The sequence below is a fragment of the Anabaena sp. FACHB-595 genome, from assembly GCF_048568275.1.
Lineage (GTDB): Bacteria > Cyanobacteriota > Cyanobacteriia > Cyanobacteriales > Nostocaceae > Trichormus.
The window spans coordinates 6,263,268-6,280,788 of the sequence record NZ_CP183473.1 but is presented as its reverse complement, the minus strand read 5'-3'; the positions used below and the strand labels follow the sequence as shown (position 1 = coordinate 6,280,788).

Annotated in this window: 15 protein-coding genes and 1 pseudogene; 5 read left to right on the top strand and 11 right to left on the bottom strand. The window is 42.5% G+C overall.

The genetic code is table 11. From position 1 onward, the window contains the following. Positions 1-62: 62 nt before the first annotated feature. The 3 genes from gyrB (at position 63) to rpoD (ending at position 5,762) form a co-directional block, all read left to right on the top strand. Positions 63-2,000: a DNA topoisomerase (ATP-hydrolyzing) subunit B gene (gyrB, locus tag ACN222_RS26270; protein WP_010999389.1), complete on the top strand. Its 1,938-nt coding sequence runs from the start codon at positions 63-65 to the stop codon at positions 1,998-2,000. A 329-nt stretch (positions 2,001-2,329) separates the two neighbouring features. Further along, positions 2,330-2,992: a fasciclin domain-containing protein gene (locus ACN222_RS26265; protein ID WP_010999388.1), complete on the top strand. Its 663-nt coding sequence runs from the start codon at positions 2,330-2,332 to the stop codon at positions 2,990-2,992. 1,597 nt (positions 2,993-4,589) lie between these two features. Further along, on the top strand, positions 4,590-5,762 hold the full coding sequence (gene rpoD / locus ACN222_RS26260; protein ID WP_010999387.1) for an RNA polymerase sigma factor RpoD: 1,173 nt from the start codon (positions 4,590-4,592) through the stop codon (positions 5,760-5,762). Between the two features lie 120 nt (positions 5,763-5,882). Here rpoD and ACN222_RS26255 read toward each other — a convergent pair whose 3' ends face one another. The 5 genes and pseudogenes from ACN222_RS26255 to ACN222_RS26235 all read right to left on the bottom strand — a co-directional run bounded on the left by ACN222_RS26255 (position 5,883) and on the right by ACN222_RS26235 (position 8,723). After that, positions 5,883-6,062 carry a chlorophyll a/b-binding protein gene (locus tag ACN222_RS26255; protein WP_010999386.1) on the bottom strand — a complete coding sequence of 60 codons (180 nt, stop codon included), beginning with the start codon at positions 6,060-6,062 and terminating at the stop codon, positions 5,883-5,885. 388 nt (positions 6,063-6,450) lie between these two features. After that, positions 6,451-6,627: a DUF3226 domain-containing protein gene (locus ACN222_RS26250; protein WP_158629509.1), complete on the bottom strand. Its 177-nt coding sequence runs from the start codon at positions 6,625-6,627 to the stop codon at positions 6,451-6,453. Further along, positions 6,624-6,837, bottom strand: a pseudogene (locus ACN222_RS26245) (Uma2 family endonuclease); the annotation flags it as partial. The pseudogene ACN222_RS26245 and the gene ACN222_RS26250, both read right to left, overlap by 4 nt. A 41-nt stretch (positions 6,838-6,878) precedes the next feature. Next, complete coding sequence (locus tag ACN222_RS26240; RefSeq protein WP_044523373.1) at positions 6,879-8,009, bottom strand: aldo/keto reductase; 1,131 nt, start codon at positions 8,007-8,009, stop codon at positions 6,879-6,881. A gap of 216 nt (positions 8,010-8,225) precedes the next feature. After that, on the bottom strand, positions 8,226-8,723 hold the full coding sequence (locus ACN222_RS26235; protein WP_010999383.1) for a bifunctional nuclease family protein: 498 nt from the start codon (positions 8,721-8,723) through the stop codon (positions 8,226-8,228). A 338-nt stretch (positions 8,724-9,061) separates the two neighbouring features. On the opposite strand from ACN222_RS26235, the gene ACN222_RS26230 reads away from it, so the two are divergent. Continuing rightward, on the top strand, positions 9,062-9,721 hold the full coding sequence (locus ACN222_RS26230; RefSeq protein WP_010999382.1) for a riboflavin synthase: 660 nt from the start codon (positions 9,062-9,064) through the stop codon (positions 9,719-9,721). A gap of 78 nt (positions 9,722-9,799) precedes the next feature. On the opposite strand, the gene ACN222_RS26225 is transcribed toward ACN222_RS26230, so the two are convergent. After that, complete coding sequence (locus tag ACN222_RS26225) at positions 9,800-11,371, bottom strand: peptidoglycan DD-metalloendopeptidase family protein (protein ID WP_044522575.1); 1,572 nt, start codon at positions 11,369-11,371, stop codon at positions 9,800-9,802. 83 nt (positions 11,372-11,454) lie between these two features. Beyond that, positions 11,455-12,279, bottom strand: coding sequence for a biotin--[acetyl-CoA-carboxylase] ligase (locus ACN222_RS26220; RefSeq protein ID WP_010999380.1), 825 nt, complete (start codon positions 12,277-12,279; stop codon positions 11,455-11,457). Between the two features lie 72 nt (positions 12,280-12,351). On the opposite strand from ACN222_RS26220, the gene pgeF reads away from it, so the two are divergent. After that, complete coding sequence (pgeF, locus tag ACN222_RS26215) at positions 12,352-13,131, top strand: peptidoglycan editing factor PgeF (protein WP_010999379.1); 780 nt, start codon at positions 12,352-12,354, stop codon at positions 13,129-13,131. Positions 13,132-13,219: 88 nt separating this feature from the next. Here pgeF and ACN222_RS26210 read toward each other — a convergent pair whose 3' ends face one another. From ACN222_RS26210 to ACN222_RS26195, 4 genes are all read right to left on the bottom strand, one after another. Further along, positions 13,220-14,116 (bottom strand): bile acid:sodium symporter family protein, encoded by an 897-nt coding sequence (locus ACN222_RS26210; RefSeq protein ID WP_010999378.1) that lies wholly within the window; start codon positions 14,114-14,116, stop codon positions 13,220-13,222. Between the two features lie 97 nt (positions 14,117-14,213). Then, positions 14,214-15,449, bottom strand: coding sequence for a DUF445 domain-containing protein (locus ACN222_RS26205; protein WP_044522572.1), 1,236 nt, complete (start codon positions 15,447-15,449; stop codon positions 14,214-14,216). Between the two features lie 191 nt (positions 15,450-15,640). Continuing rightward, positions 15,641-16,330, bottom strand: coding sequence for a bifunctional demethylmenaquinone methyltransferase/2-methoxy-6-polyprenyl-1,4-benzoquinol methylase UbiE (gene ubiE / locus ACN222_RS26200; protein ID WP_010999376.1), 690 nt, complete (start codon positions 16,328-16,330; stop codon positions 15,641-15,643). A 183-nt stretch (positions 16,331-16,513) separates the two neighbouring features. Continuing rightward, positions 16,514-17,461, bottom strand: coding sequence for a response regulator (locus ACN222_RS26195; RefSeq protein ID WP_010999375.1), 948 nt, complete (start codon positions 17,459-17,461; stop codon positions 16,514-16,516). Positions 17,462-17,521: the final 60 nt, after the last annotated feature.

Here is a 17,521-nt window from a genome sequence, read left to right as displayed (position 1 = left end):
TTGGAGTGATTTGACTTTTTAGCCTTTGGGCGATTTCAACCCCACGCATCAGGAGAATATTCATGACGAGCAGTTACAGTGCCGATCAGATTCAAGTTCTGGAAGGTCTGGAAGCCGTCCGTAAACGACCGGGGATGTACATCGGTTCTACCGGGCCGCGAGGACTCCACCATCTAGTTTATGAGGTGGTAGACAACTCTATCGATGAAGCATTGGCAGGTTACTGCACTCATATAGAGGTGGAGATAAATGCCGATGGTTCCGTGGCTGTCACAGATGATGGGCGCGGTATTCCTATCGATACTCACTCGCGGACGGGGAAATCCGCTTTGGAAACCGTGATGACAGTACTACACGCCGGGGGTAAGTTTGGCGGTGGTGGTTACAAAGTTTCTGGAGGACTGCACGGGGTTGGTATTTCTGTAGTTAACGCCTTATCAGAAGTTGTAGAAGTTACAGTCTGGCGAGATAAAAAAGTTCATACCCAGCGCTACGAACGAGGTGTTCCGGTTACTGAACTCATCACAAATCCTTATAAAGAAGCGAGAACGGGAACATCTGTCACCTTCAAACCGGATACTCAAATCTTTACTAATAGTATTGAATTTGATTACATCACCCTATCAGGTCGCTTGCGTGAGTTGGCGTATCTGAATGCAGGAGTGAAGATTACTTTTACTGACAACCGTTTAGAACTGCTCAAAAGCGATACACCTAAAGTAGAAAGCTACGAATACAAGGGTGGTATCAAAGAGTATATTGCTTACATGAACCGTGATAAGCAACCACTACATGAAGAAATCATCTATGTGCAGGGAGAACGCAACAACGTACAGATAGAAGTCTCCTTGCAGTGGTGTACTGATGCTTATACAGATAACGTACTGGGTTTTGCCAATAATATCCGTACTATAGATGGCGGTACACACCTAGAAGGGTTGAAGGCTGTTCTGACTCGCACATTAAATACGATCGCCCGCAAGCGCAATAAAATTAAAGAACATGAACCCAACCTTAGTGGTGAACACGTCCGCGAAGGTTTAACCGCAGTCATTTCTGTTAAAGTCCCAGACCCAGAATTTGAAGGACAAACCAAAACCAAACTAGGTAACACTGAAGTCCGGGGTATTGTTGACTCTTTGGTAGGGGAAGTCCTCACCGAGTACTTAGAATTTCACCCTGGTATCGCTGACTCAATTTTAGATAAAGCCATCCAAGCTTTCAAAGCCGCAGAAGCAGCACGCCACGCACGGGAGTTAGTGCGACGTAAATCAGTACTAGAATCTTCCCCATTACCCGGTAAATTAGCAGATTGCAGTTCCCGCGACCCCAGCGAATCAGAAATTTACATTGTGGAAGGTGACTCAGCCGGTGGTAGCGCCAAACAAGGACGTGATCGCCGCACCCAAGCCATCCTCCCCCTACGTGGTAAAATCCTCAACATAGAAAAAACTGACGATTCCAAAATCTATAAAAATAATGAAATTCAGGCGTTAATTACCGCCCTGGGTTTAGGAGTCAAAGGTGAAGAATTCGACTCCACCCAACTACGCTATCACCGCATCATCATCATGACCGATGCTGACGTGGATGGGGCGCATATCCGCACATTAATATTGACCTTCTTTTATCGCTACCAGCGAGCGCTGATTGAACAAGGTTTCATCTACATTGCTTGCCCCCCACTATATAAAGTAGAACGGGGACGCAATTATGAGTATTGTTACAGTGAGCGTGAACTACAACAAGCGATCGCCAAATTCCCAGCAAATGCCAACTACACCATTCAACGCTTCAAAGGTTTGGGTGAAATGATGCCAGAACAACTCTGGACAACCACTATGAATCCGGAAACTCGCACCCTCAAGCGAGTGGAAATCGAAGACGCAGCAGAGGCCGATCGCATCTTTACAATTTTAATGGGCGATCGGGTTGCACCCAGACGCGAATTTATTGAAACCTACGGTTCTAAACTTAACCTCACGGATTTAGATATCTAATCGGTCACAAGTTTGAATATTTGAGATAACAATGGGTAATTGATTTTAAACAATTACCCATTCTCTTTACAAAACAAAATTCATACAAAACACACGCAGGGTGAGCATTGCCCACCGTATCTCAGTTTTGGTCAGCATTGCTCACCCTATAGATATTTAGATATTTATACGCAAGCACAGGCTATGCCAACAATAATCAAATCAGATGCCTATAGTTCTCAATCCCTAATGCTCAATCTCCAAACTACGCCATTAGGATGAGGGAACGCCACATAAATTCCAAGACTATTGTCATTAATTCTTTATCTAAATAAAGTCACAATAAAACCATGCCAGCAACTAACAGCTTGCTAGGAAAAAGTTTTTGCAATATTTTCGGTGCGATTAGTCTAACAGCGCTATCTGCCTGCGCTCAACCGACTACAGAAATCCCCACCGCCACAGTTCCCCCTGATGCGTCAACTCCCGTATCAACGGTTCCTCCTCTCACCCCAACTCCTAGCCCCACAACACCAAATAACACCACTGAGAATCGTAATCTAGCAGAACTCGCAAATTCGGCAGCAAATCAAGGACAGTTTGCAACATTAATACAGGCAGTAAAAGCCGCAGGTTTAACTGATCAGTTAGCCGCCCCAGGGCCTTATACCGTATTTGCTCCTACAGACGCTGCTTTCGCTGCTTTACCAAAAAACACCTTAAATAACCTTCTTCAACCAGCCAACAAACAGCAATTAGTGAAACTTTTGGCCTATCACGTCATTCCTGGCAGTTTTACTTCCAACCAACTCAAATCTGGACAAGTCAAAACAGTTGAAGGTAGCCCCGTTAACATCAACGTTGACCCTACCAATAACACTGTTACCGTCAACGGCGCTAGAGTAACTCAAGCAGATATACCAGCTAGTAACGGCATCGTTCATGTCGTAGACCAAGTTATTTTGCCCCCCAATGTTCCCAACAATGCCAACACAACACCGACACCACAATAGGTAATCAAGGGGCAGAGGTGGCAGAGGAAGTATAGAAATCAACTTTTATCAGTACACTGCTCATCGCCCTGCTACCTCTTTGAGCGCGACTATAACCCCAGGGCTTACAGCACTCATCACTTCCTACCAATCCTGTATAGAAAATTTTTTTGTCTTTTTATTAGTTCGAGAAAAATGTTTGATAGGATACATAAAGAATATTAAGCACAATCATCACTTTTTCTGCATACACCGATGCACAAAATTTACTCAATGCCAAGTATATTATACGATTATTGTAAGTTTTTTATCACTGATCTAAGTAATATAGATAAATATCAAGTTTGTGAGTTATGGGTTGATGCCAGCCACAGACCAAAAAAGTATTTGTTAAGCTTGTAGAACAAAGCTCAATCTCTTCTTGTTTGTAACGTGAGCCTGACTATGCTTAAGGATTGAATCTCACAAGATAATAAATCCTGTTGAGAACTAACGTAGTCTATTTCACACCTTCCTCATATCAAGTCAAACAGTTAAAAGTCTCCAATCTAATCATTTCACTTGACTTCTACTTACAATAGGACATTCCTCGCATTAGATAATATCCTGCTACTAGGCGGCTGCTATATTACTATTTCGTCTTTGAAAAGGTTACATATTTTGTCTGTATTCGATAAAGTTTTGCCTTAAGTAGACAAATATCTGTAATTTTAAATGTCAAAGTCCTTTTGAATTGATTAAAATATCGTTGGATACAATAACAAGAGTTTGTCAAGATTCAGAGGTTGAAAATCTCGGCGATACGCTAATGTGTGAATAAGACCAAATTTGTGAAATCTCAACCGCTAGTCCTTTGGATAGTATGCTCATAGCTTTTACTACGAGCTAGCGGTGATGAACACGTAAAAAGTTAAGTTTCTGAAAAGAAGGATCATCTCTCTGGCTATATGCACATTGTTGGAAGACCTATTCAATTCTCCGGACTAATTTATTTATGAAGGAAATGTAAAAATGGGTGCGTTCATAATTCTTGCCTCAGTTAACTTGAAGTACACTGTTTCTAAGTAATTTATGTTTCACACAATACCAGAAATTGTATGAAGGCAACTTTAATTTCCTGAAAATGTAAAGATAATGCCACAGCAATTGCAAGAAGCTTTAGAGAAAATTTAAGGGGATTACTACCATTTACAATATCTTTTTGATATTGGAGCCTTGACCCTACTTAATCAGTTCATGATTAACACACAAAAAGAGTGCAATTTCTGTGAAACAGGCTACAATCGGAAGAGTCTTTATAGGAAAATATGCCGACAGTCATAAATCATTTTTTATGAAGAGGTAAATTTTTTTATCAAGGCCAGTTTTTTTAGACAAGCCAGTTAAAAGTGATATGCGAAGGCAACACTTTTGGTTTGTACTCAAATGAGTAAGTCAGCATTTAATGTGACTTTTCACTCTCAGCCAGAAGTTTCTCTTTTATGAGGAACAAAACGTCCGAAAAAGATTAGGGAAATGAACTGAAAACCCTATCTTCGGTTGTTAACTAGCTCATTTTAAAAAGAGCAGTAAAACCATCTTGAGTAATTGATTCTGCAAGGAGCATGAGGAACGCGGCATGAACCAGGCTAACAACGTACTCGATAGCATTTATCAGCCTGACCTAGAAATAATGAATCAGCCTGAAATCGAGTTAGATGACCTCCTCATTGAAGAAGATGAGGATTTGTTGCTCGCTGATGATGGCGACATTGATGAGTTTTTAGAGCCTCAGACTGATGAGGACGACGCAAAGTCTGGAAAAGCCGCTAAGTCGCGTCGTCGGACACAAAGCAAGAAAAAGCACTACACAGAAGATTCTATTCGTCTGTATTTGCAAGAAATTGGTCGAATTCGTTTGTTGCGGGCAGATGAAGAAATTGAACTTGCTAGAAAAATCGCTGACTTATTAGAATTAGAACGGGTGCGGGAGCGACTGTCAGAAAAGTTAGAACGTGATCCCCGTGACAGTGAGTGGGCAGAAGCCGTACAATTACCCTTGCCAGCTTTTCGTTATCGCTTGCACATTGGCCGCAGAGCAAAAGATAAAATGGTGCAATCAAACTTGCGCCTTGTGGTTTCAATTGCCAAGAAGTATATGAATCGTGGTTTATCATTCCAGGATTTGATTCAGGAAGGTAGCCTTGGTTTGATTCGTGCGGCTGAGAAGTTCGACCATGAGAAAGGTTATAAATTCTCCACCTACGCTACTTGGTGGATTCGCCAGGCAATCACTAGAGCGATCGCCGACCAATCCCGCACTATCCGCCTACCAGTCCACCTCTACGAAACCATCTCCCGGATTAAGAAAACCACCAAGTTGCTGTCTCAAGAAATGGGACGCAAACCTACGGAAGAAGAAATCGCTACTCGCATGGAAATGACCATCGAGAAACTGCGGTTCATCGCTAAATCTGCTCAATTACCAATTTCATTAGAAACACCCATTGGTAAAGAAGAAGATTCCCGTTTAGGTGATTTTATCGAATCTGATGGCGAAACCCCAGAAGACCAAGTTTCTAAAAACCTGTTACGGGAAGATTTAGAAAAAGTCCTCGATAGCCTCAGCCCTCGTGAACGCGATGTTCTCCGTCTACGCTACGGTTTAGATGACGGGCGGATGAAGACCTTAGAGGAAATTGGACAAATCTTCAATGTCACCCGCGAACGGATTCGGCAAATTGAAGCCAAAGCTCTCCGTAAATTGCGCCACCCCAACCGCAACAGTGTTCTGAAAGAATATATTCGCTAGTCAGTTGTCAGTGTTCGGTTGTTTTTACTATTGACCACTGACAAATAACTTAAAAACCTGGAGGTACAAATGTACTGCCAGGTTTTTTGTTTATCTTTTATTATCTATATTTTCTAGGAATTACAGAATGCCCCAGAAATGTAGGAAGCCTTGGCCAGAGAACAGTTCGATTAATGTGGCTGCTAAAAAGCCAATCATTGCTAGGCGACCGTTCCAGATTTCAGCCTGGGGAGTAAAGCCCCAGCGCCAAGAATTGCGGTCTTCAACTACTGAAGCAGAGATTTTTGTTGTGTCTGTCATGGGTGGCACTCCAAATTAATTTTGATAAGGATTATTGCCGTATGTAAACTAATATAACAATATTTTTTAGAAATGCAACATTTATTTATAATTTTGTTGCCATAAGTTAATTACTATAGTTTTTTTCCTGAAAAATCCCTGACTACGCCTATCTAAAGATAGATGTACACCAGAATTACAACAAAATAGATGTTTACATAAACAATTGAGAGTATTTATCAATTATTTTAGCAGTAAAGTAGTTGTATTCCCATAAAATAGGTATTTACCTGGCTATGGACTTCTAATGAATAGTTAAGCTCTTAAGAAGATTTAGCAATAAATGCAGACATGAAAACTGGAGATTTTATAGTTACGAGAGCGATCGCTATTTTCAGCCACCAAAAAATCAGCGTTCATACAAAGTTTTAAACCATTTGACAAATGTCTGTGCTTTTGGATGCTGGGGATTTAAGATTTTATACGTTATAGCCTGATGTAGTTGTCTTCCTGGTTCTTCCTGCCATGTCAACCAAGTGTGAATTTTGGCTTTATTACTAAGAGCAGCTATAGGGCGATCGCTCACTCTACTCCACCAGGGGCAATTTTCCCTTGCGGCTCTGCAACCTCAAACTTATACCTTGTTATATAAATCCTGTAAGGTAATCTCAAAGGGTACCGTTACAAGTGCGATCGCTTCATCTTCTTCATTGTATTCACGCAGGTTCCATTGCTTTTTCCCAGTCTTAGAAAACTGCTCTACACGAATCTGGTTTTGGTCAATTAACAAATACTTTCCTCCTGCCTTCCTCGATAAATCGAATTAAGAATTAGGATTTATCCCCACAACCTTCTCCCCGCTTTGCCATTTAATCGATTGTGGGCATCTTCTAATAAAGAAGGAATATCTAAATTTTCTGGACACCGGGGTAAACAATCACCGCATTCTGTACAACGGTTAGCTTTCATACCTGGGAACCAATGACCAGCATTTTCAAACATTCCGTAACGGTATTGTCCGTAATCTGTCATGTTGTATGCCACTGCCAAATTCCGTAACCTAAGAACTTCAGGAATATTGATATTTTCTGGACAGGGTAAACAAGCATAGCACTGGCTACACTGTTGAGTTTCTAAAACTGATTTTTGATGATTTTGTAAGCGTTGAAAAACGGCAATTTCTGCTGATGTTAGCTCGCCATAATTATCAGCAACTTGTAAGGGTTCCACCAGTTCTTTTGGAGTCGCTGGCCCTACACTCAAGGTAGTAATCCGTTGATCACTTAGTAAAAATCTATAGTTTAATTCTAAAGGCGAAAAGGGCTGACACAAATCTTGGAGAGTTTGGGGTGCCGTGTACAGTTTTCCTCCCTTATCGGCTGGGGAGATAATAAAAATGCCCATATCTTTTTCAGATGCTAGCTTGATGGCTGGGGCATTTCTTTGAAAGAAATAGTAATAATGGAGGTTAACGAATTCAAAAAAATCTGTGTTAATTGCTGCTTGAATTACCTCTAATGATCCGTGGGTAGAGAAGCCAACGTGTCTAATTCGTCTGTCGTTAATCGCTTCCTCGACAGCTTTCATACAGCCACCTTTGGCTTGTACCCACTCCAGATGTTCCCAAGTATTTAAGCCGTGAATTCCTAAACAATCCAGATAATCTAAATTCAATCGTTCTAGGGATTCATCGATGTACCGACGCATACTTTCAGCATCAGATGTTGGTGGAATTTTGGTAGTTACGTAAAGTTGGGAACGAGCTACAGATAAACCGACTTTGATTGCTTGGCCAAAATACTCCTCACTTTTACCATAACCTCTGGCTGTTTCTATATGATTAATTCCTAGCGCTAAAGCTGTGGCAATAGTTTGCTGCACATTTTCGCTATCAGCCAAGTAGCGCATTGTCCCTAAAGAAAAAACCGAGAGGTACAGATTAGTTTTGCCAAAGCGTCGGTAGAGCATAGTTTGAGAGCAGTACAGCCCTGTGGGCATAGTGCGCTTAGATCGATATCGATAGCAGAATGTTCAGCTCGTTCTGATTCCTGAGTATTAGGTGATGAATCTTCTCTCTAAAAGAGTTAAGTACTAACAAAAATTAGTACCAGAAAATTGCCTTTTTATGCCAATTCTTGCGTCTTTTTTCCTGAATATTCCCCAATTTATGGCTCAACACTTTGTCTAACTGTCACCATTACCAAAGCGCTTAATTAAATCCTCAGGACGAAGATTGGAAATAAATTCCCGAAAGGCTTCTTGTTCTGCTTCATCAGCATCACGGTCTACAGGAATGGAAGCATCAGCTATTACTTCTTCCATAACCCAAATGGGGGTATTTGTACGGAGAGCAACGGCGATCGCATCACTGGGGCGTGCATCGATTTCTTTTTTGATTTCACCTTGCTGGACAATTAAGGCTGCATAAAATGTATCTTTTTGCAAGGAATGAATAATTACCTTTTCTAGAGTCATGTTCCACGTCTCCAGAATATTGACAATCAGGTCATGGGTTAAGGGACGGGGAGGCTTTTGATTCTCCAGTGCGCCCATAATAGCCCTGGCCTGTTCTTGACCAATATAAATTGGTAATGCTCGGCGATCAGAAGCGTCTTTCAACAAGACGATGGGGCTGCGGGTTATGGCATCTAATGCTATGCCAGCGACTTTCATTTCAATCATTGACTAAGCCTCTATCATCCTTTGAGTTATTAAGGCTAAGTGATAAATAATACCCATTATTGGGTAAGTAAAACCAGGAATAAACATAGTCATTGTTTTCTATAATTGCCTCTATTAAACTCCGAACTGGTTGTGAACACCAGAGTAATGGAAAATGGGTCTTTGTAGACAATAACCTTCTTAACCAAGTATGCCTTGTGAAAGATGTAATTGTGTTAATAACCTTATAATAAATAAAGTCAGAAAATATACTCAGAATTTTTGCCATTCTTGTGAGAATTACCAGTGGATTTTCGGCAAAATTAAGTAATAAATAAAGTTAGTTTTACAAAAAAGCCGTGTTTACAGGATTAGTACAAGCATTAGGAACAATCAAACCTTTAGGGGGCGATTCTTGGCAGATTACTTGTGTAAGTCAGTCATTATCAATTATGCAGGATCTGGCTTATGGTGACAGTGTTGCGGTAGATGGTGTTTGCCTAACAGTAGAAGAAATTTTAAAAGATGGGTTTATCGCCTCAGCTTCTCCCGAAACCCTGCGCCGCACCACTCTAGGAACTGAGCAAACACAACAAGGATACGTCAATCTAGAAACTTCCTTAAGAGTTGGTGGCAAAGTCGGCGGTCACTTTGTCATGGGTCATGTAGATGGCGTAGGTCAATTGCTAGGGTTTGAACAGACAGCCAGTTCTTGGGAAATGACCTTTACTGCACCGGAAGCGATCGCACGTTACATTGTCCCCAAGGGTAGCATTACTGTCAATGGCATTAGTCTCACTGTAGCTGCCTACGAGCCTGAATTATCTCAGTTTACCGTGGCAGTTATTCCTCTTACTTACGCTGAGACTAATCTTCGCTATCTTGTCCCTGGCAGCTTGGTAAATTTGGAAGGGGATATCTTAGGCAAGTACGTCGAGAAATTTCTCCAACCCGGTCAACGTCATGCCACAGATAAGGATATTACGCCTGCTTTTCTTTTAGAACATGGGTATTCGTAATTTGTAATTCACAGACTTGCAAGGACTGGGGTATGGGAGTATTAACTATCCCAGTCCCCAGTCCCCAGTCCCCAGTACCTAATCCCTAATAGCTCGCGCTGTACGTGAATTGTTGAGCAATTGGCTGAGGGCAATCTGTAGTTGTACACCAGGGTCAACAGCCACCCATCCGTTTTGTGTCAGGTGGCGCACTTCAAAGTGGAGGTGAGGGCCTGTGGAGTTACCAGTGCTACCGACTCGTCCAATTACGGTTCCTGGTTCTACCCATTGTCCTGGTTGGACTAGTAATTCTGACAAATGCCCGTAAAGGGTTTGTTGAGCAGAACCATGATTGAGGATGACGGTTAAACCATAACCACCAAGCCAATCAGAAGTGGCTACTTGACCTCTGGCGGCTGCTAAAACAGGTGTACCTGTAGGCGCACCTAAATCAGTGCCGGCGTGGAAGCGTTGATTACCTGTGATGGGGTGGATGCGCCAACCGAACATAGAAGTGATGGGAGAAGCTACAGCCAAAGGATAAACCATGCCTGTACCACGATAAGCGATGGTATTGGCGTAAGGAATTTGTGGTAATACCGATGCCAAGGGAATGTCGTAAGCTACGGTGCTGACGCGAGGAGCAAGGTTACCCTGTGCCATTGGTGGGGGTAGTGTGCCACCACTGGGAGCAATGGGAGTTGCGCTAACTGTTGTCGTGCTGACGAAATTGCCGGGGTTAGGAATAAAGCGATTGGGGCGATATGCCGCTTTAGTGGAGCCAGCAGCAGCGACCCCAGAATTGCCCCATCTAGCGTTGTTATTAGTAGCTAGTAGTCGCCGGGCTGGGGGTACAGTAGCTAACTGAGCATTTTGACTTTTTCTGAGCCAAGAGGGGGATGATTTGCCACTGGAATTGGCTACGCGCTGGTTATCCGCAGGCTTCGCACAGGCGTTACCAATTCCTTGTCCTGAAGACAGCACAGTACGACAACCACTGGAGCGTTCTGTAATGATTACAGAATTTGGCGCTTGATAAGTACCCGCAGTTTTATCACTGTAATCGTTTGGGTCAATGTAGGCGTTGTTAAAATCTCTGGTTTGCTCTGCCGTAACACCATTATTGGCAGGTTTGGCAAAGGCTGGAAGTTTATCTCTGAGGGAAGGTGTAGGAGCTGCTACTTCTGGGTCTTTGGTAGGGTTAACTCGTGGAGTTTCCGCAACCTTGGGTTTAACTTCTGGGTTTTTAGTGGGAGCAACGCGAGAAGTTTCTACCTGTGGTTGGGACTGTCTCACACTAAACACAGGTTCCGTAGACTCAGGTTTGGGTTGAGACCGTCTGGTTTCAGCTACTTCTGGCTTACGCAATCTTTGTTTGAGTGAGGCTCGCCGTTGGGAAAATTTGGGCTGAGTTGGTGATGCTTCCGGTATAACAATATCTTTTTTGACAGTAATTGTGCCTGCTGTGGGCTGGGCATTTTCAATAGTAGGAACAATGTTATCTATGGATGTTTCCGTTTGGGCAACTACTAATCCACCACTAAGAAGACTAACACTACTCAACAAACACAGACTTTTTGCTGGTAAGGTATAAGCTAGACGTTTTGTTGTCAAACCTTGTTGCTGTGGTTGGTGCAAATGGTTATGGGCAGAGTTATGGCGCTGCGTCATTTGTTCTCTCTTTTATGTTTAATTTTGCTAAACAGATGATGACAGTGGTTTGTCTAGCCCAAAGAGCGATTTTTTAAACAAACCTAATATGTACCTAAAGACCTACGATAACCCAAACTAATTGTACCGGGTTCTAAATAAAGTTCTGGTGCTTTGATGTCAGTTACGCAATCTGTTTCTAAAGACACGCGTAAATCTCCCTGCGGCGTAACTCCCACTACAATACCGGAAAGATCATTGACGTGTACGCGATCGCCCATATTCACCAATAATTCTGAATAGCGAGACAAGAGTATGCTAATTCCTTCTTGGAAAAGGCACGCCATACCGGACTCTATTCCTAGTAAAACCTTACTGGTGAGGGTTTCCAGACAAGATATAGGTTTATGTGTTTGGTCAGCCTGCCATGATTCTAAGTTAATTCCCGTCTCTGGTACTGCATTTGCCCAGTTAATACCCACACCAACCACCGCTTGGGAAATCTGACCTTGGCTGACTTTTGTTTCTGTTAAAATTCCCCCTAATTTACGTCCCTCCAAAACTAAATCATTCGGCCATTTAATCCCCACATTCACCCCAGATTCCCGTAATTGACAGGCAATCCCCCAAGCAGTAGCTAAAGTTATTTGATAACTGGCATTTGCGTCTACCTTGGGAGTGAGTGCGACAGAAACATATAATCCCCCAGTTGGCGAAACCCACTGACGGCCCCATTGTCCCCGTCCGGTTGTCTGTTGTGTGGCAATAACTACGGAACCTGTAACTGCACCTTGGTCGATTAATCCCCAAAGAGTTTTGTTAGTTGAGGCGACAGTAGAAAAAATATGCAGCGAAAATGGTAAATAGCCATACTTCCGCTCTGTTTGCAGCGCAGTTTCTAATTTTTGTTGATTAAATTCCCCAGCCATTAACCGAAATCCCGTTGATCAAGTTAGCATTAATTGGCTGATGAGTGATTTTCTGTTTAGGTTTGGTTCAAGATGCACACTTGGCACTGGCACAATTGGGAAGGACTACCTTACCTGAGTTGTAGTCTCTTAAAAGATTGGCAACACGGCTTTTTTACACAGCAATTTTGGCCGCGATCGCCCCATGAATTAACAAAGGTGCTGCACCCAGAAGCATTAGCATATCGCTTGAAGCAGGTGCATGGCAATACTGTTCTCACGCCGCAAGAAGTTGACAATCACAGTGATGGCAATACTGATGATTCGGCTTTAGCCTCTGCTGATGGTTTGGTGAGTCAGCAACCCTTACAAGCGATCTGGGTAGCCAGTGCCGATTGTACACCCGTGTTGATTGGAGACGTGGAAACTGGGCAAGTCGCCGCACTCCATGCCGGTTGGCGGGGTACAGCCCAGAAAATTGTCCCCCAGGCGATCGCCCGGATGCAAACACACGGCACTCAGTTAGCCGATTTACGCATTGCAATGGGGCCAGCCATCGCCGGTGAGGTTTACCAAGTTTCTGTCAATGTCGCCGCCGAAATTGGGGCTAGTATTACATCACATGAAGACGCTCACACAATCATCAACTCATTACATGAGCTACCCCATTCACCCTTGCTAGCTGACCCAGAACCAGGAAGGGTGAGGGTTGATGTCAGACGAGTCAATGCTTTGCAGCTAGAAAACTTAGGTATTAGCGTAGAGCAAATAGCGATCGCACCTTATTGTACATACCAAACCCCAGAGCATTTCTTCTCTTATCGTCGTGAAAAACAGAAAAAAGTGCAGTGGTCAGGGATTGTTAGTCATTAGTTTAGTGGTCAGTGGTCAGTGGTTAGTGGTCAGTGGTCAGTTGCTAATAGTTTTCTTTTCTCTCTCTCCTACCAATCCTTAACCCCTTTTAGACTTTACCAACTAAATGATTACTCACAGAATTAGTTGCGGATAACTTTCTACCATAGTAAATGGCGGCAAAAGCCGTGAGATTCATAAATAAGCTATAAATAGCCGCAGGAATCGCCATATCTTCGTTTTGTAGCAGTCCAGCCGTGATGGCGATCGCTAGTGTACCGTTTTGAATTCCCACTTCAATAGCGACACAAATTTGCTGAGGGATGTTGAGTTTGAAGAATTTACTCATACACCATCCCGACAACATGGCGAGGATATTCAAAATTACTACTCCCACACCCACTTGCACAATAAAGCCAGGGATACGGTTCCATTCACGAATTACAAGGATCAAAATAATTAAAGCCAAAAAGGCGATCGCCAAGCGATTAGTTGCTTTTTCTAAGCGCAAAGCTGTTGCGGGAAAGATGCGCTTGATATACATTCCCAACCCAATCGGCACAATTGTAATTAAAAATATTTGTAGCATTGTGGAACCAATGGGTAAGGCGATCGCTGCCGTTTGTCCCAAAAAATGCTGGAGTGCTAAATTGGCAAATATAGGAATGGTAAATATTGTAACCATACTGCTGACAACAGTCAGGGTCACCGACAATGCCACATCACCTTGAGCGAGGTAGGTAATCATATTCGATGAAGGGCCGCCTGGACACAAAGACAAGATGACCAATCCCACAGCAATTTCTGGCTGCATCGGCACAACTTTAGCAACTAAAAAGCCCATGATTGGTAAAAGAATTAGCTGAGTTGCCGAACCAATCGAGACTGCTTTAGGATATTTAGTGATACGTTTAAAGTCTTCTATTTGCAAAGATAGCCCCATTCCCAGCATGATAATCGCTAGGGCTAAAGGCAAAATCACATTAGTAAACACATTTGCCTGCATAAACCTGAATTTTCACCTTATAACTGCAATATTTGAGATACATCAGCAGTTTACAGTAGTTTGTAATCCAGGTATCTGGGAAAGGAAACAGGAATTTTTACTGTTGGCTAAAAATGAAAAATGCTGTTTGAAATAGTCCGACTATTAAGCCTAATATTCCACCTAAACTAACAATTGCCTGTAATTCGTTTTTCACAATTCCCTCAATTGCTGCCTCTAAATCAGCAGGTGAAGTTGATTTTACGCGGTCAACAATTACCTGATCTATAGACAAAATAGGAATTACCTGGGCAACAATAGCCTCTAAATCTTTTTCTAGGTATCGTTCTAAAATTAGAGCTAATTCCTGGCTGACGACTTCTAAAGAACTGATAACCACTGGTGAATTACTCAGACGATTTAACAGCAATTCGGCGATATTTTCCCAGTTGATAGAATCTGTTAATCCTTGTAGTAAGTCGCTACCACTGGTTTGAACATATTGACGAACAGTTTCTCTTGTGGTTTTTCGCAGTTGTCTGACTGTACCAATGGGTAAATTTTGCAATGTTAAATTCTGCAAGATTTTTCTGAAGCGATCGCGCATCTGCAAATCTTGAATTAATTCTGTTAAACGATTGTTAGTCGCTTCTTTTTCATCTAGACAAAAGGTACGTAACCTTGTAAGTGTGTTACGTAAACCAAACAGATTTGCTACTACCCAATAAGTACCACTGGTTTTTTCCCGGAAACTTTCGTCAATAATTTGAATTGTGCGATCGGTTAAGAAATCTACAATCGCTTGCCGGATAACATCTGGCGGCAAAACAACTTCTAAGAACCAATCGGCTAGTCTGCTGGCTTGTTCTTCACTGAGTTGTAATTCCAGGAGGATCTGATCAAAAATCTGATTAATTTGTGCTTCTAAAAAATCTTCTCTTCTTGCCAACACCTTGAGTAAGCGAGGCAATGATTCCCCTATCAAATCCCGCAAAATACCCGCTACAATTTTGGCGCTTTTCTTATCTGTATCGGTTTTAATTTGATCTATGGCAAGTTGCAACAACCAGAGAATAGCACCTTGTACACGCTCGGTTTTCAATAAACGCCGTGCCAGTTTTTGCAATTCATCGGGTGTCAGTAGTGACCCCATGATTGTATCGGAAATATTCTTTGCCAAACGTTCCTGGTTGCGAGGAATCAATCCGGGTGTGAATGGCACTCTTCGTCCCCCAATATAAATTGCTCGGTAGGGACGAAATAGCATTTTGATAGCTATATCATTCGTGAAATAGCCAATAATTCCACCCAATATTGGGGGAGATACATACAGCCAAAGATGTGACCAATTCACTGTTTTTTTTGGATTAGGAATGGGTATTGGGTATTGGGTACTGGGTACTTGGTTACTGGGTAATAGTTTGTCTAACCATTAATTACCAATTACCAATCACCAATTACCAATCACCCTTCAGGTTCGCCAGTTCCCTACGAAGGGAAACCCTTCTACAGGACTGGACTCACCAATTACCAATTACCAATTACCTATTTACTAATTATCAATACTCCCATCATACCGTTCGCAATGGGGTAGTGTGTGGCTGAGGTAAAACCAACTTTAAGGGCTATTTCTACTTGTTCTTTGCCAATGGGGAAGCGGTCTAAGCTGGGGCTGATATAAGCATATTCTTCTTTGACTCCCAGGCGATCGGCTAGTGGTACAACTATACTATCTAAGTACCACTGCTGAAAGGTACGGAATTGTTGATTGTTGGGGCGATGAAAATCTAAGATGGCTGCTTTTGCATTGGGTTTGAGTACGCGGTGTAGTTCTTGCAGGCTACGGGGAATATCTGTAACATTTCTTAAGCCGTAGCCCATTGTTGCCGCATCAAATTGATTATCCTTAAACGGTAAATCAAGGACATTGGCTTCTACCCAAGAGATATTAGGTTGGGGGTATTGTGATTGGGCGCGTTGTTTAGCAGTTTCTAGCAGGTTAGCAGAGAAATCCACACCAGATACTTGGCCTGTTGAGCCTACACGCCGTGCTAGACGTAGGGCTAAATCTCCACTCCCGCAACATAAATCTAAGCAAGTATCTCCTGGTTTAGCCCCAGTCCATTTAATCGCCATTTCTTTCCAGATGCGATGCTGTCCTAGACTTAGCCAATCATTCAACTGGTCGTAGACGGGGGCAATACGGTCAAAAATAGCACGAATTTTGTTTGTCATTAGTCAATGGTCATTAGTCCATAGTCATTAGTCAACAGTCAACCATAAGATGAGGTAGAATGCACGATAATTATGGATATCCCAATTAAGGGTAAATCGTTAGGAAAGACTAACGCCGACGCAGTTCGCAGCTACTTGATAATTGCGAACTGCGAACTGCGAATTGGCTTGACTATCTAGGGACTATAAACTACAGCGACTACTAGTCAGGGCGATCGCTACCAGTTGGGCTGATAGATGGATGAGTGTTAATTCATCTTCCCGTAAAGAGATTGGTTGTTGCCACTGGAGGGACAGTACACCTAACATCTCATTACGGTAAGTAATGGGGATGACTACATGGGACTGAATACCGTTATCTTGATATTGGCTGATGCTGGCTAATTTGGGGTCTTTGGCAATATTGGCAGCTACCTGAATTTGACCAGTAGCGATCGCTTCGTTTGTCAGTGGGTCTTGATTTAGCCAGTTATTGACAGTGCCTTGCTGACTGTAAAAGCCTTGTATTGTGCTTAAGGTTTGCCCTTCTAACATTTGTAAAATACAAGCATTGACGGCAAAACTTTCAGCAAATGCCGTGGCAATGGGTGTCAGAATTGCTTCTAAACTATTTGAGGCTTGTGTCACCTGTACCAAAACTGTTAACAGTGACATTTGGGCATTAGCACGGCGTAGTTCCTCTGTCCTTTGCTTGAGCAAATCATAGGTTTCTGCTGCCCTCTGGACAACTGCTTTAAGTTCACCAGGGTCCCAAGGCTTAGTAATATACTTGTAGACTTGCCCAGCATTAATCGCCTCTACCAAGTCTTCAATATCCGTAAAACCAGTCAGAATGATTCTCACTGTATCGGGGAACTGAGGCACAGTTTTACTCAAAAACTCAGTTCCTTTCATTTCTGGCATTCGCTGATCGGAGATAATAACCGCTACTTCTCCTTCTGCGGCCAATACTTCTAAGGCACTTAATCCGCTATCAGCTTTGAGGACATTAAAATCTCGGCGAAAAGTGCGATAAAGCAAATCTAAATTATCTGGCTCATCATCAACTACTAAAATTTTTAGTTTTTTTGCTCGTTCTAAAGTTGCCGATTGACGGCGACCAGTCTGGATTTCGGTAACAGCATCAGCCATAAGTTACTACCTGTAAATATTTTTATATTGTTATATTCCATACAAGCTTAGTAGATTATC

Bases quoted from the DNA above. Each gene is read 5' to 3' on its own strand.
- ACN222_RS26220 (WP_010999380.1), bottom strand. From the start codon at position 12,279: ATGGCTGGGGAATTTAATCAACAAAAATTAGAAACTGCGCTGCAAACA.
- ACN222_RS26240 (WP_044523373.1), bottom strand. From the start codon at position 8,009: ATGCTCTACCGACGCTTTGGCAAAACTAATCTGTACCTCTCGGTTTTT.
- ACN222_RS26210 (WP_010999378.1), bottom strand. From the start codon at position 14,116: ATGCAGGCAAATGTGTTTACTAATGTGATTTTGCCTTTAGCCCTAGCG.
- gyrB (WP_010999389.1), top strand. From the start codon at position 63: ATGACGAGCAGTTACAGTGCCGATCAGATTCAAGTTCTGGAAGGTCTG.
- ACN222_RS26235 (WP_010999383.1), bottom strand. From the start codon at position 8,723: ATGATTGAAATGAAAGTCGCTGGCATAGCATTAGATGCCATAACCCGC.
- ACN222_RS26225 (WP_044522575.1), bottom strand. From the start codon at position 11,371: ATGACGCAGCGCCATAACTCTGCCCATAACCATTTGCACCAACCACAG.
- ubiE (WP_010999376.1), bottom strand. From the start codon at position 16,330: ATGACAAACAAAATTCGTGCTATTTTTGACCGTATTGCCCCCGTCTAC.
- ACN222_RS26195 (WP_010999375.1), bottom strand. From the start codon at position 17,461: ATGGCTGATGCTGTTACCGAAATCCAGACTGGTCGCCGTCAATCGGCA.
- pgeF (WP_010999379.1), top strand. From the start codon at position 12,352: ATGCACACTTGGCACTGGCACAATTGGGAAGGACTACCTTACCTGAGT.
- rpoD (WP_010999387.1), top strand. From the start codon at position 4,590: ATGAACCAGGCTAACAACGTACTCGATAGCATTTATCAGCCTGACCTA.
- ACN222_RS26255 (WP_010999386.1), bottom strand. From the start codon at position 6,062: ATGACAGACACAACAAAAATCTCTGCTTCAGTAGTTGAAGACCGCAAT.
- ACN222_RS26265 (WP_010999388.1), top strand. From the start codon at position 2,330: ATGCCAGCAACTAACAGCTTGCTAGGAAAAAGTTTTTGCAATATTTTC.